This is a genomic window from Xenorhabdus sp. XBWT, assembly GCF_059072735.1.
The window spans coordinates 1,637,735-1,660,973 of record NZ_CM180990.1 but is presented as its reverse complement, the minus strand read 5'-3'; the positions used below and the strand labels follow the sequence as shown (position 1 = coordinate 1,660,973).

Here is a 23,239-nt window from a genome sequence, read left to right as displayed (position 1 = left end):
GCTACGATATTGAAAGCGTAAAATCTTTTATTAAATTGCTCCATTCGGTTGGTTTCTCAATTTGTACGGCATGACCGCTATCAATTTCTTTGTATATGCTGTTCTTAATCTTTTTATAAACTTCATGTACTAGATAAGGTGGAATTAACGAATCACTGCTTAATCCAATAACTAAGGTGTCTTTATCTATTTGAGTGAGATAATGCTTTATGTTTATGGTTAATCCCAAAGCAATACGTTTATCGATCTCTTTTTCTGCTGGTTGGGTACAGACCCGCTGTATGGTTTCATGTCCTAACGATGAAAGAAACTCCGGACTTAAAGCATGTGATAAACTAAAGGCCATCGATGATATTTTGTCATTAAGCGCCAAATGTAACCAAGTCTTCAATATTAATTGATGGCGAGGATCATCATTTGCTGCCCATGGAGCGGTCAATATCAATTTATTTATAAGATTCGGATATTTAGCCGCCACAACAGCAGCAACTACCGCTCCCAGAGATACTCCCACTAAATCGACTGGCATACTGCTACTGTCTTCTATGACAGCCGCCACCTGCTCTGCGAGATGTTCAATTGTCAATGTTTCGGGCGGTAATCCAGAATTTCCACATCCCGCATAATCTGGAATAATCACGGTGCGATCACCGTTAAATGCTTTTGTTATTTCACCAAAGCTGCTTTGACCACTGCTATTTGTACCGTGCAGAAAAACGATGGGGTTTCGATTATTCTCCAGACCGTCTTCTGATTCTTTACGGTAAGAAACAAATGAATTTTTCAACTTAATAATCTTATCAATCGACTTCACAATGTTTTCCTCTGTGTGATGTAGGACAGTGTCCTTTTATACACTAATTTTGAAATTCATTGGATATAGAAGAATAGTGGGGGAAAGCCAAGGTGGATGTTTGGGCCAGCCATCAGACTCACCCAAACGTGATCAAAACACAATCGTCCTGTTCATTAAGTTATTTTTTAATACACCGTTTTTAAGTATTTTCTCTCGTTATCAAAAACCTAAGCTATCCAACAAATCATCAACTTGTTCTTGGTTGGCAATGATACCTGTACCATTTTGGTTGACTTGAGGGCCGTTAAGGAGACTATCGTTCTCTTTTTTCCCTTTAGCCATCTGGTCAGAGGGCATATTCTCCATTAATACCATAACCAATTGTTTTTCCAGTTCCTGAATGACTTCCATCATCCTCTTGATTACCTGTCCCGTGAGATCTTGAAAGTCTTGTGCCATCATGATCTCAAGCAATTGGGTATTGGTAAATGAGACATAATCAGGCACAAGAGTCAGGTAGTTTCTCGTATCTGTTATCAGTGAGCGGGCATCAGTCAGCTCCAAATCTTTCGGGTTTGCAAACCACTCATCCCAACGTTCAGTCAGAGATTTTGCAGACGCTTCCAGTTCATTCTGACGGGGCTGCGCTGCTTCAACACAGTTCAGCACTCTTTCAGCAGCCTGTGCCGTCATTTGAACAACGTAATTCAATCTCTCCCTTGCATCTGGGATCGCCTCAGCCGCCTGAGCTATAGTTTGATCCAATCCCAGTTCACGCAGACTATCGCGCAGCATTCTTGTCAACTGCCCAATACGACTAATTATTTCACTGGTAGGAATTGCCTCACCTCTAGGCATGACTGGATTTTCACTCATTTTGTCTCCTTAGAGCCCCAATTTTTCAAATATCTTATCGAGCTTCTCTTCTAAGATAGCGGCAGTAAACGGTTTCACCACATAACCGCTGGCTCCAGCCTGTGCTGCTGCAATAATGTTTTCTTTCTTCGCTTCTGCTGTCACCATCAAAACAGGTAAAGAAGCCAATTTTTCTTCGCCGCGAATCGTTTTCAATAATTCGAGACCATCAATATTTGGCATGTTCCAGTCAGAAATAACGAAATCAAATTCAGAAGTACGAAGTTTAGTCAGCGCTTCAGCCCCATCCTGAGCCTCATCTACGTTGTTGAAACCTAGCTCTTTCAATAGATTACGCACAATCCGGCGCATAGTTGAAAAGTCATCAACAACCAAAAATCTCAGATCCTTACTTGCCATAAAAACTCCTTGGAATTTCATTTGTCCGGCAGCACAATTTTGTTTGCAAAAACAACACAGTAAAAATAAAGTTGTAAAAATAATGTTGCAAAAACAGTGCTGCAAAAATTAACGTCAAATAACAACTACTAAATGCGAATCGATTGCCCTGCGCTGATTTTAGCAAGCATAGCTTTGCTGATGTTTCGGATGTCCATGACATCATCCACTGCTCCCAATTGAATCGCTGCCCGTGGCATGCCAAATACCACGCAGCTTGCTTCGTTCTGCGCCAGGGTATAGGCTCCCGCCTGTTTCATTTCCAACAATCCCGCCGCACCATCACTGCCCATGCCCGTTAAAATGACGCCTATGGCATTGCGCCCCGCATATTTGGCAACAGAGCGGAATAAAACATCAACAGAAGGGCGATGACGATTAACCGGGGGTGCATTAGTTATCATGATTTGGTAATTGGCACCACTGCGACAAAGCTCCATATGGCAATCCCCCGGTGCTATGTAAGCATGACCAGGCAGGACTCGCTCTCCATCCTCGGCTTCTTTGACAGTGATTTGACTCAGTTTATTGAGTCGTTCAGCGAATGAGCGCGTGAAACCAGGGGGCATATGCTGTGTGATCATCAATGCCGGGCTGGTAACAGGCAGGGGTTGCAGCAAATTTTTAATTGCTTCCGTTCCCCCCGTCGAAGCTCCAACTGCGATCAGTTTTTCACTGGATAATAATGGCTTGAAATTCAGCGGTGCAGCAATTTCAGAAGACTGTGCCTTGGAACTGACTTTTGCCTGTGCCGCAGCACGGATTTTCTCAGCAATCAGTTCACTATAAGCTAACATACCTTCACGGATACCCAGCTGTGGCTTGGTGACAAAATCCACGGCACCTAATTCCAGCGCTTTTAATGTAATTTCCGAACCTTTTGCTGTCAGAGAAGAAACCATCACAACTGGCATAGGACGTAACCGCATTAATTTTTCAAGAAAATCGATCCCATCCATGCGAGGCATCTCGACATCCAACGTTAATACCTGCGGGTTGTATTTTTTTATTAAATCGCGGGCAACAAATGGATCCGGAGCACAATCGACCACTTCCATATCAGGGTGGCTATTGATAATTTCCCGCATGATTTGACGCATCAGCGCCGAATCATCCACACAAAGAACAGTTATTTTATTCATGACCCCTCCTTGCCCGACTTACACCGTAAACGGTATGTCCTTGCAAGTAGAACTCTCGGCTGATTTGAGTGACGTTTTCGGAATGCCCTGCGAAGAGCAAACCATCCGGTTTTAAGACATTGATAAAACGGCGCAAAATCCTTTCCTGTGTCTTTTTATCAAAATAAATCATGACATTACGACAAAATATCGCATCAAATTTACCGTCTAGAGCCCAATCAGAATCCAATAGATTCAAGTGCTGAAAATTCACCAACTCAGCAAGCAAAGGGCGAACCCGAGCATGACCTTCGAAAAGACCAACTCCTTTGAAAAAATATTTTTTCTTTTGGGTCTCACTCAGAGACTGTAATTCTTCCAGTCGATAAACACCCTGCCGGGCTTTCTCCAGCACGCTAGTATCGATATCGCTGCCAATGATTTTTAGCCGATTTGAACGATGCCCCAGTGCATCACACAAGGTCATTGCAATAGAATACGGCTCCTCACCCGTTGAAGCAGCTGCGCTCCAAACACGGTATGTTCCCCCATTTTTCCTGCTGGCATGTGTCGCCAGAATAGGAAAATGATGGGCTTCCCTGAAAAATGCCGTGAGATTGGTGGTTAATGCGTTGATGAACAATTCCCATTCGTTACTGTGGATATCTTGTTCCAAAATCGACAGGTATTGGCCAAAGTTATTAAGCCCTAATACACGAAGCCGCCTGACTAAGCGGTTATACACCATCTCACGTTTATTTTTTGCCAGTACAATGCCAGCCCGTTGATAGATAAACTGGCAGATGCGCTCAAATTGCGCATCTGACAAAACATGCCGCTGGAGCATAAAGTTCAGCGGTGCAATAGCATCAATATCTGAAGCTGTTAAATTGGATTTCATCTGACCTCAGTGTACTTAACTTACAATATACTCATTGGTCATGTTTGATGCAGAAGACTTCTGATGACTATATTCATTGCCAGAATCTTTAGGCAGTTCAAATTGAGCAACGTTTTTCACCAGCATGTCTGCTTTCTCTTCAAGTGCTGATGCAGCCGCCGCAGATTGCTCCACCAAGGCCGCATTTTGCTGTGTGACTTGATCCATTTGGCTGACAGCTTGGGCAACTTGATGAATACCACGGCTTTGTTCATCGGAAGCAGCCGCAATTTCAGCCATCAGTTCTGTTACCCGGTTAACAGAGCTGACTAATTCATCCATGGTTTGCCCCGCATGATTAACGAGTTCTGAGCCTTGGTTTACACGATGGACAGATTCATCAATTAAGGTTTTGATCTCTTTTGCTGCCTCGGCACTTCTCTGTGCCAAATCACGTACTTCACCTGCAACCACGGAGAATCCACGCCCTTGTTCTCCTGCGCGGGCAGCTTCTACCGCAGCATTAAGAGCAAGGATATTGGTCTGGAAAGCAATGCCATCAATAACGCTGATAATTGCGCTGATTTTCTTCGAACTATTGGCAATTTCATCCATGGTTGCCACAACACTCGTGGTCAATTCACCACCTTTTGAGGCAGTTTGGGATGCGGAAACTGCTAATTCGCTGGCCTGACGTGCATTTTCTGCGTTCTGCTTCACAGTGACGGTCAGTTCTTCCATACTGGCTGCGGTTTCTTCCAGTGATGCTGCTTGTTCTTCTGTCCGTGACGATAAGTCGGTATTTCCCTGTGTAATTTCCTGAATACCGATATGCATTTGATCGGTGTTATCCCTCACTGCCGAAATCGATTTAATTAACGATTCCTGCATATCACGTAGTTTTCTGAATATGTCGCCAATTTCATCATTGGTTGTGACAGACACTTCTTTATCCAAACGGCCTTCTGCCATATCTTGAAAACAAGCTCTCAGATTTTCAAATGGTTTGAGCAGATTACGTTTCAGCCACCAATTAGCTGCTATAGCGACAGTAAATACCATCAGAATGGAGCCGAAGAACATAGCAACAGCAATTTTGTAATACAGTGCTGCGTCGGCCATCAACTCTATAATGTTGGTATTGAGGTAATGCATATAATTGTTATATACAACTTCCATCCGACGCTGATGCTCTTCTGTCGGCTGATCAAGGAAAGCCTGAAAATCTCCTCCATAAAGAAAATCCTTCAGCTCTTTCAGAGCATTAAAATATTCTCGATGAGCCTGTTCAATCTCAGCTAATAAGTCATCCCTTTTTTTACTCTCTCCAATTTGGGGCAGTGAAATAAATTTGGCAAAATTTCTTTCCGATTCATTCAGTGAGCTTTTAAGTAATGCTTCCATCGCATCTATCTGAACTTGCGGCTGTCCTACTTTTTGTGCAATTGCGATTTTATTCAGAGTGTTACGCGTTTGTAACAATGCTGCCCAACTCAAGCCAAGGGTATCTCTCCGTTGAGTTCCCAGATCAATTCTTTCAATATATGTCTGATCTGTATGAATTATTCCCAGAGATAAACCACTCGAAACAATTTGCATAACACAAAACATCATTAATAATAGATACAAACTGGTTGATATGCGAAGCTTGCCTAACATGTAATCACCTCGTTTAACGGCTGCCTTAAGCAGCCGTGGTTATCGCTATTATTTTTTTAGAATGTTTCCCAATTAGATGGGTCTTCCACATCACTGCTTTTTTTCAGTGTGGGGGAATTCGTTTTATTAGCTGGAGGGGTTGACATCTTTTTCGTCAATAAAACTTCATATTTTCTGTTTTCAGGTTTCATCCTTTCTACCTGCTCCGGTAACTGAAACAACGCGACCGCTTTGGTCAATACTTTTGCCTGCTCTTCCAATGCCGCCGCCGCAGCGGCAGACTGTTCAACCAGTGACGCGTTTTGTTGAGTAACTCTATCCATTTCAGAGATAGCCACACCAACTTGAGTAATTCCCCTGCTTTGCTCATCAGAAGCCGATGCAATTTCTCCCATGATGTCGGTCACGCGTGTTACGGAATTGACAATTTTCTTCATGGTTTCACCCGCACTTTCTACCTGCATAGAGCCAGTATCAGTGCGGTTTACAGAGTCTTCAATCAGTCCCTTAATCTCTTTGGCTGCTTCAGCACTACGCTGCGCCAGATTGCGTACTTCACCCGCAACAACGGCAAAACCGCGTCCATGCTCTCCGGCACGGGCAGCTTCCACCGCAGCATTAAGTGCAAGGATGTTGGTTTGAAAAGCGATGGCATCAATCACGCCAGTGATATCAGAGATTTTTCGGGAACTGTCAGCGATTTCATGCATTGTCTCAACAACGTTAGCCACCACCTTACCTCCCTGACGGGCGATATCAGAGGCATTGTCAGCTAAATTACTGGCCTGGCGAGCATTGTCAGCATTTTGTTTTACTGTCGCAGTCAGCTGTTCCATGCTGGCAGCTGTTTCTTCCAACGAAGCCACTTGCTGTTCTGTCCGGGCAGAAAGATCGTTATTACCCGCAGCAATTTCGCTGGTGCCGGTATAAATGGTTTCAGTACTTTGATGGACGCTTCTGACCGTGTTAATCAATTCTTCCTGCATGTCTCTCAAGCCAACAGCTAACATGCCCATCTCATTATTACCGGATACGGTAATCGTCTGAGTCAGATCTCCTTTTGAGAAGGCTTTTATGTTTTCCAGCAATGTATGCAATGGATCGATAAGTGCTTTACGCAGGCCAATCCAACTTACGGTCATGACACCAATCAGCAACACAAATACAGAAATCAGGCTGATAATGACGTTGCGATAAGCGCTATTCGCTGTTTCTGATATTTCTTGATACAGTTTGTCATTCTGGTTCAAATAGAATGTATGTTCCACATTAAAAGCGTTTTGGAAGCCAGTGGTTGGCTGTTCAAAAAAGGATTTAAAGTCTTTTTTTGTCAAAAGAATATCAAGTTCTTTCAAAGCATTAAGGTAGTCACGGTAAGTTTGTTTCAGTATTTGAAGACGCTCTGGATCATGTACAGGCAATTTTGGCAGTTTATCAAACTGTTCGAAACGACGTTCCGCACGAGCAATATTGACTTTGGCTTCCGCCCAGATTTCGTCGACAGAATATTCACTATCAAAATTCTGCTGCTTCATTATGGTGACGATACCAATACGATTCAGATTATTACGGGCTTGCAGCAGGTTAATCCAACTTTCATCCAGTAATTTTTGTTGCTCGCGCATTTTATCCGTCAGCTCAAATGCTTCTGTATCATCCTTCAACCCATTGAAGAATAAGCCCCCGGAGATAAATTGCAGAGCACCAAATAATATGATGACCGAGATCAGGCCCGTCACTATTTTCATTCGGTTAAACATGACTTCCCTTTTGTAATAAATTGCTATGCCAGTGTTATCGGCACGCTTAAAGGGAACTTTATGCGTAATTCTAAAAATTGATTTTTTTACAGTGCTTTTTTTGATCTAGAGCAATTTTGATCTAAAACATTTTTTATCCGACGACCTGAAACAATAAAGCTGCTGTTTTTCTTAGTACAGCAGCTTTAGAAACATCAGCCTTTCGCAACTGAATCGACCAATGCCATTTCTTCACTATTGAGGAGCTTTTCAATGTCTACCAGAATCAGCATCCGTTCATCAAGGGAACCAAGCCCTGTCAAATATTCTGTTGATAACGTAACCGCAAATTCCGGTGCAGGGCAGATTTGATCTTCCTTCAGGGAAAGGACATCTGACACGCCATCCACCACAATTCCGACGATGCGATTCAGCAGGTTCAGAACAATAACAACAGTGTTGTCGTTATAGGTAACATCTTCCTGTGAGAATTTGATCCTCAAATCAATAATAGGAACGATTACCCCACGCAGGTTAGTAATCCCTTTTATAAAGTTAGGCGTATTCGCAATGCGGGTAACTTGGTCATAACCACGAATTTCCTGCACTTTCAGTATTTCAATTCCATACTCTTCGTCACCCAAGGTGAAAACCAGATATTCCTTTCCGGTTGTTTCCCCTGATAATTTATTTAATTCTTCTATGGCTGACATGATGTTACCTTTTGACTTTGAGATGATTATCACCTTTACCTTTCAAGCCACCGCTCTATTGGCTATGCCGCAACCTGAAATCTATCGGGTCTATCTTATTTGTTATTTATTCACCAATTCTGCTTTACGCACAGCCAATTGTTCATGGTTGAGTTTCTGCAAAGCAGGAATATCAATGATGAGTGCAACACTACCATCCCCCATGATGGTGGCCGCAGAAATACCCGGCACTTTGCGGTAATTGCTCTCAATATTTTTAACAACAACTTGGTGCTGCCCCACCAGTTTATCTACCAACAACGCATAACGGCGTCCGGCACTCTGCACAATAACGGCAATGCCTTTTGTAGGATCGGTTTTTCCATTCGGGATATCGAGTATGCGGTACAGTTCAAGCAACGGTAAATACTCCCCACGTACCTGCAATAATTTCTCATCACCCGCCAATGGGTAAATATCTTCTTCCTGTGGCTGCAATGAACTGACTACAGCCCCCAGAGGCAGAATGAAAACTTCCCCATTAACTTTGACGGACATACCATCCAGTATTGCCAATGTCAGTGGGAGCAGAATACGAATGATGGTGCCCTTCCCTTCTTGGAAGTTGATCTGAATCTGCCCACCCATATCCTGAATATTACGTTTAACCACATCCATTCCGACACCACGACCAGAAACATCTGTTACCACTTCTGCGGTAGAGAATCCGGGAGCAAAAATCAGCATGGCCACTTCTTCATTGCTCATGTTTTCGCTGATGTTCAGGCCCTGAGACTGTGCTTTAGCCAAAATCTTCTTGCGGTTTAAACCTGCACCATCATCAATAACTTCAATACAGATATTCCCACCCTGATGCTCAGCCGCCAGTGTCAAATTACCGGTTTCTGATTTCCCTGCTGCAAGACGTTTTTCTGGACTTTCGATACCATGATCAAGACTGTTACGCACCAAATGTGTCAGAGGATCGATAATTCTCTCAATCAAACTCTTATCCAGTTCTGTGGAGCTACCGATCAGTGTCAGCTCCACTTTTTTATTGAGTTTTCCGGCCAAATCACGCACTAAACGTGGATAACGGCTAAACACATATTCCATCGGCATCATACGGATAGACATGACAGACTCTTGCAAATCGCGGGAATTTCGCTGCAATTGAGTCATACAACTCAACAGTTCGCTGTGTATTGCCGGTTCCAGACCATCACAGTGCTGTGCCAGCATAGATTGGGTAATGACCAATTCCCCTACCAAATTGATAAGTTGATCGACTTTTTCAACAGCGACACGAATACTGGAAGATTCCGCACGTTGACGTGGTGATCCCGCCGCAGGACGAGGTGCAGGACGCCCGATTTCACGTACATCTGTCTTTTTCGGTGCTTCATCAGATTGTGGCTTATTTGGAGTTTCTGTATTTGTCGCTACAGGATTTTCGCTTGCTGTATTTTTTTCTGTGCTCACTGTTTCTGCTACAACAGTTTTTTCAGTTTCAATTTTAGTCACTTCTGCCTGGGATTCATGCGTCGGTAAAAACGTTATTTGTTCAGGCTCAACCACAAAACACAGTACAGCAGTAATATCATCTTCTGTCGCAGATGTTATCAAGGATGCTTCAAGGCTGTTTGAAGTTTGTTCCACATCATATATATCACCAAGATGAGCTAATTCATCCTTCATCAACGCAACTTCGCGTTCTTTCAGTCCAGATAGATGAATACGGATCTGCCCATTATCGGGTTTATTTAAAGAAGAAGATTGAACGCCTGCTACCGCTTGTTCTTTCTCTATCTCTATAGTATCTACAGCTTTTTCTATGACAAGATCAGCTTGAATTTCAGATGATGCAGCGAAAAGTTCCTCTTCCTGTTTATCTTCCTGTAGCTCTAACGCAAGCTGACGCAATGTCTCGCAGATATAATTGAATGTATCTTCATCCGGCTCCTGTGAACTTTTATAGGCATCCAATTGTTGCTGCATAATATCTTTCGCTTCTAAAAACAGGTTGATAATCTCAATGGTCAGGCGTATTTCATCACGTCTGGCACTATCGAGCAGATTCTCCAAAACATGCGTAGTTTGTTGCAGCTTGGTAAAACCAAAAGTCGCAGCCCCCCCCTTAATTGAATGGGCACTGCGAAATATTGCATTTAGCTGTTCAGGATCAGGTTCATCAGCGTTGAGCAGTAATAAATGCTGCTCCATATCCGCCAATAACTCATCTGCTTCATCAAAGAAAGTCTGATAAAACGCGGTAATATCCATCGTTACTTACTCTGTCACCTTATTAGTATCACTACTCGGTTCAGCCGATGGCTGCTCCGGTTTTGTGATTTCATTGGATTGGTCGGTAGGTTGTTGAACAGGTGTTCCCTCATTCGAATCCATTCTGATGACTTTTTGCATGTCCATACTATCGTTAGCGGTCATGGCGCTGCCGCCACTATTTTCCTGCTCAATTCGTTTTTCTGCATCTTTATTCAGTACAATGATACTGATACGACGGTTAACCGGCGCATTAGGATCAATGCCTTTCTGCATGCTAACAGTGGATGCCATCCCGACAACCCGCAGGATTTTCACTTCGTCCAATCCCCCCATCAACAATTCACGCCTTGATGCATTCGCACGATCAGAAGAAAGTTCCCAGTTGCTGTAACCTCGCTGACCATTGACATACTGTAGATTATCGGTATGACCAGAAAGGCTGACTTTATTCGGAATATCATTCAGGATCGGCGCAATTGCCCGTAAAATATCGCTCATGTGACTTTCAACTTTTGCGCTGCCAATCATAAACATAGGACGATTTTCCCGATCGATGATCTGAATGCGCAATCCCTCATCCATCATGTCAATCAATAAATGAGGACGCAGTTCTTTAAGGCGGGGATCGGTAATAATCAGCTGATCAAGTTGCTGGCGCAGGCGGTTCAGACGGCGAGTGTCTTCGCTGGTTTCAACTTGTTTAATTTGGCGGAAGACTTCTCCATCCTGTTGGAAAACATCCTCTCCTCCACCAGGGATCGGGTTTGTGCTATCACTGCTTTGTTGCCCTTTATTAATAGCGACTTGCAAAGGAGTACGAAAATATTCTGCGATGCTGGTCAACTCCTGTGGGCTGGCGATGGATATCAACCACATCACTAAAAAGAATGCCATCATCGCAGTCATAAAGTCAGCATACGCAATCTTCCATGATCCACCGCAATGGCCCGGATCATGTTTTTTACGCTTCTTTATTCTGATGACGGTAATATTATTCGCTCTCATAATTATTCTTCAACTTCTTGTTGTATAGGGGCTTTAACCCGACGAACATGCTCTTCAAGTTCTGTAAATGAAGGGCGATCGGTGAGGAATAATGTTTTGCGACCGAATTCAACGGCAATTTGTGGTGCATAACCGTGGAGACTGGAAAGTAGTGTCACTTTGATGCATTGCATCATTTTGACTTGTTCGCTGCTGCGTTGACGAAGTAATGTGGCCAGGGGAGAAATAAAACCATAAGCCAGCAAGATCCCTAAAAATGTTCCCACCATCGCATGTGCGATCAAAGCACCTAATTCCCCTGCCGGACGATCCGCAGATCCCAGAGCGTGGACAACCCCCATTACAGCTGCAACAATACCAAATGCTGGCAGTGAGTCTCCCACCATTGCTAAACTTGTAGCGGGTACTTCACTCTCCTGTTCATAAGTTTCGATTTCTTCATCCATCAAAGCTTCGATTTCATGAGGGTTCATGTTACCGCCGATGATCAAGCGCATATAATCAGTGATGAAATCCATCAATTGCTGATCTTTCAGTAAACGGGGATACTGGGTGAAAATGTCACTTTGATGTGGGTTTTCAATATCCCGTTCCAAAGCAAGAAGCCCATTCTGGCGCGATTTAGATAGTAGGCGAAACTGTAACGCCATAAGATCCATATACATCGCTTTATTGTATTTTGATCTGCGCAATATTTTTGGTAAAACACGCAGGGTTGCCTTTATCGCCTTGCCATTATTGCCCACGATAAAAGCACCAATTCCCGCGCCTGCAATAATTAGAAATTCCGCTGGCTGATAAAGTGCGCCCATGTGACCACCGACAAGCAGATAGCCACCAATTACCGCACCAAAAACCACTATATATCCTAAAAGTACTAACACGCGATATCCTTTAGCTAAGTTGGTGAGCAGATGGGATTTGAACAGAGTGAATTGATAAATGAAGAAGGGTGGGTGGCAGGTTACAGGTTTTTAAAGCCTGTAACCTGAATTTTACTTTCCCATTTAAATTCACACAGCTTGCTGAGCAAATCCATCCAGCAGTTGTGAATTAGTATCGGCAGGTTGAGAGGAAAGTTTACGTTTTTTTACCGCTCGTGACGGCGGCTGGCAAAGACTACAAACAAAACTATTGACTGGTTGGTGAGCATGTGTGATGAAAGTTCCACCACAACAACGGCACTCTGTTGGTTGTAGCATACCACTGTCAACAAAACGAACCAGTGTCCAAGCTCTGGTCAATGCCAAAATAGGCACATCCCCATTATTTCCCGGGGGACATTGCTCAAGGTACAGTCGATAAGCTCTTACAACAACTTCTACACCTTCACAATGTCCACTTTTCAACAGAAAACGGTAAGCATTATAGAACATTGATGAATGAATATTCTGTTCCCAAGTCATAAACCAATCCGTCGAAAAGGGGAGCATCCCTTTAGGTGGAGGACTTCCCCGCAACTCTTTATACAACCGGATCAGTCGGCCCCTGCTTAGTTGAGTTTCACTTTCAAGCATCTGCAATCGTGCACCTAAAGTGATGAGTTCCATTGCCAGCTGAATATCTTTCGCTTCCTGAACAATACTTTTTTCAACCATCTTTACGCTCTTTTCTTGATTGAAGTGTCATCCTGAGCGGATAACTGCTGAAAAAGATGAGTAGACAGCAAGATACCTGTATGAATTTGTTGCAGATCGTCCACCCGCGACTCCTTCGTTAACTGCTGCACGGTTTCGTGGTCTTCAAACCGAAAATGGCAAATCAGTTGGTTTGTTTCAGCTAATTTTACTAACTGAGGCAATGTCAGCTCGGCCAACGTATCAGCCATCGATTCACTAATACCTAAACGGAACATCGCAGATGCTTTCTCATGGTTAATTAGCCGTTGCGCTAAAAGCAAATACGATAAATTTATGTCATAAATATGTTTGAGCAATTCAACCGTACTCATTTCTATATATCCCGTCCGATTACATGAAAAAATTAAATTAAGTGATCAAAGAATCACTCACGACAAAATTACCAGTAGCATGAGATTCAATAATCTCCGACATAACTGAAATATACATCTTTAGCCAGAGCAGTAACTGTCCTTTGTATTACTCTTGGGATCGCCCAATTTCTAAAATATTTCGGTAATGGGTTGTGAAAGTATTATTGCGTCATCTGGGTAATACACTTGCCACAATTGATTAAGAATATTCTTAATGCTAATTAACTTTACTCCTGAATCATCAACTTATACAACGGAGAATATATGTCATTTTAAATACTATGTGACCATGATCACAAAACTAACACTTTTTATTATGATTCTAGCTCATTAACTATTCAAGCAATAGAAAACAAAAAATAGTCTACAATTAATAAGTTAAATTATTTAAATAAAAATATTAGGGACTGTTTTTTGTTTTATGCGATCTATTAAACTTATAAATCCAAAATAACGATAAAAAATCTCTCCTTTAGTAAAATTACCAATATCTTAGTAAAATTTGCCTCTTGATAATGTAGGTAGGTACTCATCTTCCACTATAACTTGATTTAGATCATAGTTATGCCAAATTTATTAATTATATGTGAATACTAGTTATTAAAAAGATACCAGTCTGATCATTTTTAATTTATGATCGTATTTTTTTCACACAGAAGAAAGAGAGGCACTTCATCCACTCACGGGTCAAATCTCACACAGATCACAAAAATAAGATAAAATACAGTATGATATTGAAATAAAAAAACATCTACCTTATTACCCTCCTATAGATATAGCCAGCAATGCTTTGCCAACTAAACAAAATCAACGTCTATCAAGAGCCATCGAAGCTATTCTTGCCCATAAAAATAAATAAATTTTTCTAAACAAAGAAAACGCATTCATAGCCTGTTTGTGACATAAATTTAACCAAATGCTCATTGGTGATTATTTCCACTTACTGGCTAGCTTCCACTCAAAAACATAAGAAAAAATAATCAATTAAATTACTTACAAATTCACAAATGATAAGGATAATCAATGTTTTTGGTGGCATTCTATAACTTAAAAACTGATGAGAAAATTCACAAGAAAGTTAGATTATTGATTAAAAATCAATTCGCTTAAATAACAAAAAATATAGATATAAAATCATCCCCAAATGCAAATTTAGTGACTAATTATTATTGTATAAAATCCAATTACAAGAAGAATAGATATTAAAAATAAAATTAAATGAGTATTAATAGATAAAATAAATTAAAAATAAATTTATCCAACTTAAGTTGGAATACAAATAACAATAGATGATTTGAATTGCCGTTTCAAATAAATAATATAACAGCTAAATATAACCCTATTACTTCCTTAAATTAATTCCTATTGTGATAGGAAGTTCACATTCAAAGAATAACATCAATACCTATTCTAAATATTCATAAAAAATTTGTTTTAAGGAGAGTTACAATGGAGTACGCACTGTATGAATTGCTCCTTTAAAACATACAGAATAAGATATTATTTAATGATAATTATTTACAACCATCCACTAAGAAGTGAATGTAAAATCTCTTTATCATTTGAACAACAATACACTAGCTTATTAACCTCCTGATTAACCATGAAAAGCAATCGCAAGGTAGCGAATGTAACTCCATAGGGGTATCAAGGGAAAGAAATGAAATTAATTACCTAATGCCATTATTATTAATGACGCTAATAAAACAGGTAATACAGCCACATTTTTTACAAGGAGATCTTTTGAGTGAATGATATATGTACAATCCATGTTGATAATAATAACCCTTCCACAGATCATTCTGATTGAAATAAGGCTTGATATTCTAGCTGTTCGCTGCAAATACATACCACATCACGTCGTATGTCGTTATATAGAAGATAGATGAGCAATCTCGCTCCAGAGCAGAAAACACTCAATACTATGTTCGTATCCACTTATGTTTTTTGCAGAAATTCTATATCTGTTTTATTTCAAAGCAAAAACTGTTGTGAAATATCGCATATTAGGTTTTGTATGGGCAAATGAACGGTTAACATCAATAAAATGAAATAAATTCACTGATAACTAGTACAGAAAATATGTTCACAAATTTCGAATTAGTCGTCATATTTAAATAATTAGTAATATTCCTAAACGATACCCTTCTCTTAATTATCCCCTTTCACTAATATCATCCGGTTTTCATCAGGCTGAATGATTCTGCTGACTCTTTTGTGATATCTGCCACTGTATCAACTGAAATTTTGACATCAGTAACCTGTAATGTAAGAGCTTCATTTATTCCACCATGAAGAAAAACAAAGGCATGACCATTCTTTTACGATGGCTTTAAAATGAGTGATTTTTGTAACCCGGTTAACTTACAAAAAACCGACCTTAATTCCACTTATTTTGAAAGGTTTTCATCACTCATTAACTCAATATCAGAGTCAATAAAAATATTTCCAGAATCTAAATCTACATCACGGTAAACTTTAGCCATAATGACAGGATTATCTCCGGTAATCACCTTAGCCAGAATACCATTTATCCTAATGTTGTTATTGCCATTGTTTCATTTTCTTTTGCTAGATCTAAAAATGTTATAAACCCTATTGCATCATCACCTTTTCATCAGTAACAAAAAGAGGATAATTCGCTCCATCAATGCTTAACTCCCGTGTCACTAAGATTAACACCCTGAAACCTTGTCCGTTATAGCGACTAACCAGTTACACCACATTGTTACGACTTTCTTCAGTGAGAGAAATTATTTTCTCCTTTATCTTTAATATAGGAGCAAACTGATAGCAGTTCTTGCACAACACTCTTGTCAGCTAATTGGTATTTTTTTATACAAATTATGTGCAAAATTGATTGACTGGGTCTAACAAAATCAAATAGTAACTCATCAATTTTTCTGTAGCTGCATACAAAATTGATAGCTGAATTTCTACTGTCATAACCAATGATCGCTTGATTCATTAGATTTCTGCTATCCCTTTGATGGATGCAGTTGAACCAAAATAAATGGAGAACAAAGAATCTCTACTCTCTGTATCCAAATAATACTGGAGAATAATTTTTCCTTGAGTTAATGCCTCCGTTTTATCGGTACACCGCCCGCCCATTGAGCAAAGACTCTACATTGCATTAAGTTACAATTAATCTCGCAATAGATATTGCATTTCTCGATCGGGATCACTTCTATCATCAAGATCGCCTGGTCGACAAATAAATACCTGAACTCTATTAAGCATAAATCAGCGGGATCATACTTCTTCCTCGCTGAATGATAGTAAGAAGTGAACAGTACGAAAAAAGACCATGACCAATAGTGATAATATATAGATAAGAGGGTTATGGAAAGGTGATAAGGAGTTGAGTCAGGATGTAACGATGCGACCTGTTAATGGATTCTAATCTGGCAATTCAATAGCAGTTTTCCAGTTAACTGCACTAACACTTTTTTCCAGATTTACTCGGCAGATAATCAATTCGATTTATTTTTATTCAGCGGGTATTGCCAATTTTCCACACAAATTTCAAGCCTGTCAGACTGAAGAGCACCAGCACTACTCACTGCCGCCCAGTCTATTAATCGCTTGTAAAATCAAAGTAGTTACCAAGATTTCATCATTTATAGCGAAGATAATATAAATTTTATAACGCGGCTCTAAACCCAATGCATGTTGATGGAGTTGAGCATTAATTCGCTGTGCAGCTTATCTTAATGAGATGTTGTCACACAGAATAGTGACCGCCCAATACCTGCGACCCATATTGTCCCAACGCAAAGAAAACCAATTCCAGAAACAATTTGTGCGACACCAGCCATAGTTGATGCCATTAGTGTGCAGCTTCAATTAAGGTGCCAAAACATAGTGCGGATCGCAAGAAACCATTAGCGACTAAACTAACAAGAACAAATACAATTTTACAAGAAATCATACATTCTTTGTTTCATTGGACAACAATGGTTCTGCAAATATTTTGTCATCCAACCAAAATTTATTTTATCCCATAATAAATAACTATTTATTTTCATAAAGTTACTTTTATTATGTAAATAAATTCAATTAGAAATTGTTATAATGGAAACTATTTTTAGAACGGAGGCTGTGTGATATAGGATTCATATGATACGGGTTGCACTACAAAAAGCAAAAAGCCCGTCAGGGCAATTTATTGGTCTGACGAGCTTAAATAAGGCTTAAGGCAATTAGATAGCAGTTACGTTTGCTGCCGCTGGGCCTTTGGCACCACTTTCAATGGTGAATTCTACGTTCTGGCCTTCTGCCAGAGTTTTGAAGCCGTTACCTTGAATGGCAGAGAAGTGTACGAATACGTCTTTGCTGCCATCAGCTGGAGTGATGAAACCAAAGCCTTTAGACTCGTTGAACCACTTCACTTGACCTTTCATTTTGTCGGACATTTGACTTTCCTATATATCAAAAAAAACTCGCCACCTTGGGCATGTGTTGGCCAGTATCAGCTATTACTTATGGAGGCACTAAGAAGGAAACGGTCAACAAAGGCTACCAGAAATAGCACTTACACATAACTCATTAACTCAAGATGTCGTACATAAAGTAGGTCTGTTAATCAGGCCAAACGCATTAACGCATTAACGCACACGAATAGCAACCTTTTTATGTATTCTCGTTTTAAAAAAAACGAATCTGCTCAATATTAGAACAAAATAGCATAATAAAGTGGGTCATTTATAATTTTATTTGATTTATTCAACTTTTGTCTTAGCGAAAATACTGATACTAGACGCCAACAATAACAATTTCATAAATAAATTAAACCAATTGATATACAGATGTGTGTTCGGGCCATGTTAACCTTGAAAATGGTACAACTTTCAATTCGATTATGCTTTTTACAACACTTTTCTAGAAAATAAGTGGGTTAGTATTATGAACATCATCAAACAGATATTGATTCAGGATCTTGAGCGGATCAATCTTAAAGAACATCGCGATGGTAAAGTACACTTCAACAGTATCTTTATTCGCCACCATCCATACCTATGTCTGGCGATGGTTATCGCTTATGCTTTTATGGCTGCGCTCATGTGGTATGCACCCTATTTCGGTACATGGTCTCTTTTGGCATTTACCGTGGCTTTTATTGCTATGGCAGCTGTTCTGCTATTTGATATTAAACCCGTCTACCATTTTGAAGATATCGATGTGCTCGATTTACGCGTATGTTATAATGGTGAGTGGTTCGTCAGCGAACAAGTTTCCCAAAAAGCTGTCAATCAAATACTTACTCATCCTCAAGTACCTAGTGAAATCAAAAATGACATCAAATACATTATGAAAAAGAAACAAAGCATTTGTTTCTATGATGTGTTTATGCTTACTTGTTCAAAACAGTCACCTTATGTTCAGTCCATGATTATGGTAAATAAAAGCGCATAAATTCAACAAATTAGTATGATGATGACACAATACGCTTACATAGCAGGCAAACAGTAAGAAAATGGTATTTTTGCGTTGACACTATTTAAGTTCATCGCTAATATTCGCCCCGTTCTCAAGAACGAAGTAATTCCTCCATAGTTCAGTCGGTAGAACGGCGGACTGTTAATCCGTATGTCGCTGGTTCGAGTCCAGCTGGAGGAGCCAAATTCAAAGCATCGCGCAGAATTTACAAGCGTGATGTAAAATTAGACCAATCGGCCTAATTTGTTAGAAATGGCTTTCCGTTTGGAAAGCCATTTTTTTGCTCCAGAGTTTCTCCATTCTTTACTTCCATTAAGTTCAATAGCCTTTAGTCTTGTAACTTCTATACCAACTACCACGATGTAGTGAATACTGTTTCCATCTCAAACAAGTATTTGACAGGTTAATACTTTCATTAACGCTTTTATCATAGATAAATTAGCTTCTGGCCAAAATAAACCAGATTTCATCAGAAATAGAAAAATCAAGAAAAGTTTCCCTGAATGTTTGATAATTTCATCAAGAAATAACAAAAAATCACCATTCTGAACTAAAATAAACCAGTTGAGCCTATTTTCCTTTTTTTTACTTTACAACACTGAAGCAACAACTGTATTATCCTCCTCGTTCTCAGGAGCAAACCAATTCCTCCATAGTTCAGTCGGTAGAACGGCGGACTGTTAATCCGTATGTCGCTGGTTCGAGTCCAGCTGGAGGAGCCAAATTCTGGAAAAACCGATTAGCATTGCTAATCGGTTTTTCTATTTCTAATAAACCCAAAACTTTCTTTTATCACTACCACTTTATAATTTCGTTGTATTTTCGTCCTTCCACTCACTTATGTTCCCTCATCCTCCAATGCTCAGATTTATCCACAAGGAATAAATACCGTATCTTGAAATTCATAAGATTGCATTACACATGCTAAAAATACAGATATGATCAAAAACAACACAATAAGAACATATTTTCAGCAATCAAACGGTTATCATTATTTTCTGCTTTGACAAATGTAAAAAGTGCCGTTAATATTCCTGCCACTTAAACGGAGTTCCTCCATAGTTCAGTCGGTAGAACGGCGGACTGTTAATCCGTATGTCACTGGTTCGAGTCCAGTTGGAGGAGCCAAATATTCTAAAGGGCCTGATTAGTAAAACTAATCAGGCCCTTTGCTATTCCCCTTCCACTTTTTATCTTTTCTCCACCTTTCTGTTTGCACATGATATCTTTATTTTCTGCTTTCCCTCAAATGAGCAGTAATAAAGACAAAAAAACAGATACAGTATACATTGCAGGCAATTAAACAATTATTGATATTTTCTGCTTTGACAAACGGTAAGAGTACCGTTAATATGCACCCGTCTTGAAGGAGTTCCTCCATAGTTCAGTCGGTAGAACGGCGGACTGTTAATCCGTATGTCGCTGGTTCGAGTCCAGCTGGAGGAGCCAAATTCAATTCACCCTCGTGTTGTTACTTCTATTTTTTATTTTTTGATATGAAAATTCCTCTGAATACCCTAACACAAAAAATTAAAATTCTAATTACAAAAAATTCATAGAAATCTATCATTCAATAATAGCTATTTGGCTATTTTCTCTTTATCATCCTCCTCCGGCTTAAGGAATGCTGAATCAGCATCCATCATTTTTCATCTATATTCTGGAGCCGGTTCCATGACCACTGAATCATACACAATTAAAATCCGCCGTCCTGACGACTGGCATGTCCATTTCCGCGATGGTGATATGCTAAAAACTATCGTCCCCCATACCAGCCGTTTCTTTGGCCGAGCTATCGTCATGCCTAATCTTGCTCCTCCAGTGACAGATGTAGCCAGTGCCAAAGCCTACAAAGATCGGATAATTGCAGCAACTCCATCAGATCACCATTTCCAGCCTCTTATGACTTGTTATCTGACTGACTCAACAGACAACACCCAAATTGAAGTTGGCTACAGCGAAGGGGTTTTCACTGCCTGTAAACTTTACCCAGCCAATGCAACAACTAATTCCAGCCACGGTGTTTCTGATATAAAGAAAATCTATCCTTTATTGGAGACCATGGAAAAAATAGGAATACCTTTACTGATCCATGGTGAAGTCACCGCTGCTCATATTGATATTTTTGACCGTGAAGCTAGATTTATCGAACAGGTAATGGAACCATTACGTAAGCAATTTCCTGGACTGAAAGTTGTTTTTGAGCATATTACAACTAAAGAAGCTGCTGAATACGTTCTTGAAGGGGACGACAACTTAGGTGCAACTTTGACACCACAGCACTTGATGTTCAACCGGAATCATATGTTGGTTGGTGGTATTCGCCCCCACCTTTACTGCTTACCTGTACTGAAACGCAATATTCATCAGGAAGCTCTGCGAGCGGCAGTTACCAGCGGCTGTAACCGATTTTTCCTGGGGACAGATTCGGCCCCACATGTGCTACACCGTAAAGAATCATCTTGCGGTTGTGCAGGAGTTTTTAATGCACCTACAGCTTTGGCTGCTTACGCTACTGTTTTTGAAGAGTTAAGAGCAATGGAACATTTTGAATCTTTTTGCTCTCTAAATGGCCCTTCCTTTTATAATCTTCCCATTAACAAAGGGTTTATCGAACTTACACGTAAACCTACACAAGTCGTTGAATATATTGAGTGTGGAGATGAGAAATTAATCCCCTTCCTCGCCGGAGAAGATGCTGGATGGGATGTCAAAGTATGTAAGTAATTTTTTCACTGACTTCTGTGCGGAAATTATTCTTTATTTCCGGGTAGTTATCCTTATTTATAAGGTTCAGGAATAACTTACAATGATTTCTATCAGTGATAAAGTGAAAAATTCTGCTTTTTTCGCTTCTTTGATTGCTAAAAAGGTTTATACTGCTATTGGCTCGTCTTAGATGAGATCTTTTGCTCTTAGTCAATTATATCAATAGTGATGCTGTAGTCTGATTAGGAGGTTATATGGATAGAAAAAATGAAATAATTCAAACTCATCCTGTTGTAGGTTGGGATATCAGTACTGTTGACGCCTATGATGCCATGATGCTCCGTCTTCATTACTCATCTTCCGAAGCTCAACCACCAGAGAATGTCAGTGTCGACAAAACATTATGGTTAACAACGGGTGTTGCAAAGCAACTCATCCTTATTTTACAGGCTGGGATTGAAAAGATAGAAGCCTCAGAATATAGTCAGCTCGATTACATTAAACATTAGCTTTAACAATAGATTTCAACACTTCAAAAAAATTCGGACACTCAACCCCTTGAGTGTCCAGCAAGAACATCTGGATGAATATTAGCCAACAAAATAATCTGTATACCCAATGAATCTCAAGATATAGTGCGCATTTATACATTTATATTGATAAACCATATCCTTTCAGTCAAACACCCATCCGCTAACTTCAACACATACAACTCTATTTTAGTTATCAGGAAAATAGAATTATCTACTACTGGATGTTAAGAACTGACATCGTAAGCGTACGGGGAACCCCACCTAGCCAGGATAAATCCATTGATTAAAATAGTTTCACCTATTCTGATGATGGAAAAAACTCACATGAGCCAATCCAGGTTTACTCAAGCCGAGTGGCGGGACCTGTTTGAACAGCAGAAAAAATCCGAACTGACTGTCCCGCAGTTTTGCCAAAAAATCGGTGTGTCGACCACCCGGTTCTATCACCACCGCCAACGCACCTCCCATCCACCGGAAAAGCCGTCTGGGCTGGCTTCACCGTCTGCTTTTATTAACGTCAGCACCGCTCAGAAAAAATCCGCCTCATCCAGCCCACTCCCCATCTTATTTGAGACACCACAGGGCACACTGCGTTTTCCTGCCGGCACGGATAAGCATGTTATCATTGCGATTATTCGAGGGCTCGCCGCATGAAAATGTTTGTGGATGTGCCGGAGGTGTATTTGTGCCGCTCATTTATCGACTTCCGAAAATCCATCAACGGGCTGGCGGTCTGGGTAGAGCTGGAAATGCAACTGTCGCCGACGCAAACCGCGTTATTCCTCTTTTGCAACAAGAAGCGGGATAAACTCAAAATCCTCTACTGGGATAAAACCGGGTTTGCGCTCTGGTACAAACGGCTGGAGAACGCGAAATTCAAATGGCCCACCGCCGTCAACAGTGCCTCCCTGACCCTGACAGAGCAGCAACTGCACGGGTTGTTATCGGGTTATGAGGTCATCGGGCACCAGCCCTTCTCCGTCCAGGATTGCCATGTCGCCTGATCCCTTGATGATCATCAAACCAACGGGCATTAATTACGCTTTTTCGCCGGGGATGGCATAAAATGT

General features: G+C 40.5%; 19 protein-coding genes and 4 tRNA genes. 9 read left to right on the top strand and 14 right to left on the bottom strand.

Annotation, left to right across the window (positions count from 1 at the left end; translation table 11 throughout):
- Position 1: 1 nt before the first annotated feature.
- The 14 genes from AC5JQI_RS07470 to cspE form a co-directional block, all read right to left on the bottom strand.
- Entirely contained in the window at positions 2–814 is an 813-nt protein-coding gene (locus tag AC5JQI_RS07470; RefSeq protein WP_493914243.1) for an alpha/beta fold hydrolase, read from the bottom strand.
- Positions 815–1,015: 201 nt separating this feature from the next.
- Positions 1,016–1,672: a protein phosphatase CheZ gene (gene cheZ / locus AC5JQI_RS07465; RefSeq protein ID WP_493914242.1), complete on the bottom strand. Its 657-nt coding sequence runs from the start codon at positions 1,670–1,672 to the stop codon at positions 1,016–1,018.
- 9 nt (positions 1,673–1,681) lie between these two features.
- The gene (gene cheY / locus AC5JQI_RS07460; RefSeq protein ID WP_092547648.1) at positions 1,682–2,071 is read right to left on the bottom strand and encodes a chemotaxis response regulator CheY; all 390 of its coding nucleotides are present in this window, start codon (positions 2,069–2,071) and stop codon (positions 1,682–1,684) included.
- 128 nt (positions 2,072–2,199) lie between these two features.
- Positions 2,200–3,252, bottom strand: a complete 1,053-nt coding sequence (locus AC5JQI_RS07455) for a protein-glutamate methylesterase/protein-glutamine glutaminase (protein ID WP_493914241.1) — start codon at positions 3,250–3,252, stop codon at positions 2,200–2,202.
- Entirely contained in the window at positions 3,245–4,132 is an 888-nt protein-coding gene (gene cheR / locus AC5JQI_RS07450; RefSeq protein WP_493914240.1) for a protein-glutamate O-methyltransferase CheR, read from the bottom strand. Before cheR ends, AC5JQI_RS07455 begins: the two co-directional genes overlap by 8 nt.
- Before the next feature lie 15 nt (positions 4,133–4,147).
- Entirely contained in the window at positions 4,148–5,770 is a 1,623-nt protein-coding gene (locus AC5JQI_RS07445) for a methyl-accepting chemotaxis protein (RefSeq protein WP_493914239.1), read from the bottom strand.
- Between the two features lie 56 nt (positions 5,771–5,826).
- Positions 5,827–7,530, bottom strand: a complete 1,704-nt coding sequence (locus AC5JQI_RS07440; RefSeq protein WP_493914238.1) for a methyl-accepting chemotaxis protein — start codon at positions 7,528–7,530, stop codon at positions 5,827–5,829.
- Positions 7,531–7,724: 194 nt separating this feature from the next.
- Positions 7,725–8,222 (bottom strand): chemotaxis protein CheW, encoded by a 498-nt coding sequence (gene cheW / locus AC5JQI_RS07435; protein WP_237388113.1) that lies wholly within the window; start codon positions 8,220–8,222, stop codon positions 7,725–7,727.
- A 102-nt stretch (positions 8,223–8,324) separates the two neighbouring features.
- The gene (gene cheA / locus AC5JQI_RS07430) at positions 8,325–10,424 is read right to left on the bottom strand and encodes a chemotaxis protein CheA (RefSeq protein WP_493914635.1); all 2,100 of its coding nucleotides are present in this window, start codon (positions 10,422–10,424) and stop codon (positions 8,325–8,327) included.
- Positions 10,425–10,490: 66 nt separating this feature from the next.
- Positions 10,491–11,492 (bottom strand): flagellar motor protein MotB, encoded by a 1,002-nt coding sequence (motB, locus tag AC5JQI_RS07425; protein ID WP_493914237.1) that lies wholly within the window; start codon positions 11,490–11,492, stop codon positions 10,491–10,493.
- 2 nt (positions 11,493–11,494) lie between these two features.
- Positions 11,495–12,376 (bottom strand): flagellar motor stator protein MotA, encoded by an 882-nt coding sequence (gene motA, locus AC5JQI_RS07420; protein WP_493914236.1) that lies wholly within the window; start codon positions 12,374–12,376, stop codon positions 11,495–11,497.
- A 129-nt stretch (positions 12,377–12,505) separates the two neighbouring features.
- On the bottom strand, positions 12,506–13,090 hold the full coding sequence (gene flhC, locus AC5JQI_RS07415) for a flagellar transcriptional regulator FlhC (protein WP_237388117.1): 585 nt from the start codon (positions 13,088–13,090) through the stop codon (positions 12,506–12,508).
- Between the two features lie 2 nt (positions 13,091–13,092).
- The gene (flhD, locus tag AC5JQI_RS07410) at positions 13,093–13,443 is read right to left on the bottom strand and encodes a flagellar transcriptional regulator FlhD (RefSeq protein ID WP_010847229.1); all 351 of its coding nucleotides are present in this window, start codon (positions 13,441–13,443) and stop codon (positions 13,093–13,095) included.
- Positions 13,444–17,690: 4,247 nt separating this feature from the next.
- Positions 17,691–17,903, bottom strand: a complete 213-nt coding sequence (gene cspE, locus AC5JQI_RS07405) for a transcription antiterminator/RNA stability regulator CspE (RefSeq protein ID WP_015834829.1) — start codon at positions 17,901–17,903, stop codon at positions 17,691–17,693.
- A 490-nt stretch (positions 17,904–18,393) separates the two neighbouring features.
- Here cspE and AC5JQI_RS07400 point away from each other — a divergent pair, with 490 nt between their 5' ends.
- The 9 genes from AC5JQI_RS07400 (at position 18,394) to tnpB (ending at position 23,173) form a co-directional block, all read left to right on the top strand.
- The gene (locus AC5JQI_RS07400; protein WP_493914235.1) at positions 18,394–18,903 is read left to right on the top strand and encodes a YlaC family protein; all 510 of its coding nucleotides are present in this window, start codon (positions 18,394–18,396) and stop codon (positions 18,901–18,903) included.
- Between the two features lie 131 nt (positions 18,904–19,034).
- Positions 19,035–19,110: transfer RNA gene (locus tag AC5JQI_RS07395), tRNA-Asn, on the top strand.
- A gap of 463 nt (positions 19,111–19,573) precedes the next feature.
- Positions 19,574–19,649 (top strand) — tRNA-Asn (locus AC5JQI_RS07390).
- 330 nt (positions 19,650–19,979) lie between these two features.
- Positions 19,980–20,055: transfer RNA gene (locus AC5JQI_RS07385), tRNA-Asn, on the top strand.
- A gap of 245 nt (positions 20,056–20,300) precedes the next feature.
- Positions 20,301–20,376 (top strand) — tRNA-Asn (locus AC5JQI_RS07380).
- A gap of 225 nt (positions 20,377–20,601) precedes the next feature.
- Positions 20,602–21,654, top strand: a complete 1,053-nt coding sequence (gene pyrC, locus AC5JQI_RS07375; RefSeq protein WP_493914234.1) for a dihydroorotase — start codon at positions 20,602–20,604, stop codon at positions 21,652–21,654.
- 236 nt (positions 21,655–21,890) lie between these two features.
- The gene (bssS, locus tag AC5JQI_RS07370; protein ID WP_237387904.1) at positions 21,891–22,145 is read left to right on the top strand and encodes a biofilm formation regulator BssS; all 255 of its coding nucleotides are present in this window, start codon (positions 21,891–21,893) and stop codon (positions 22,143–22,145) included.
- A 348-nt stretch (positions 22,146–22,493) separates the two neighbouring features.
- Positions 22,494–22,823, top strand: coding sequence for an IS66 family insertion sequence element accessory protein TnpA (gene tnpA / locus AC5JQI_RS07365; RefSeq protein ID WP_493912782.1), 330 nt, complete (start codon positions 22,494–22,496; stop codon positions 22,821–22,823).
- Positions 22,820–23,173: an IS66 family insertion sequence element accessory protein TnpB gene (gene tnpB / locus AC5JQI_RS07360; protein WP_275358884.1), complete on the top strand. Its 354-nt coding sequence runs from the start codon at positions 22,820–22,822 to the stop codon at positions 23,171–23,173. Before tnpA ends, tnpB begins: the two co-directional genes overlap by 4 nt.
- Positions 23,174–23,239 lie beyond the last annotated feature (66 nt).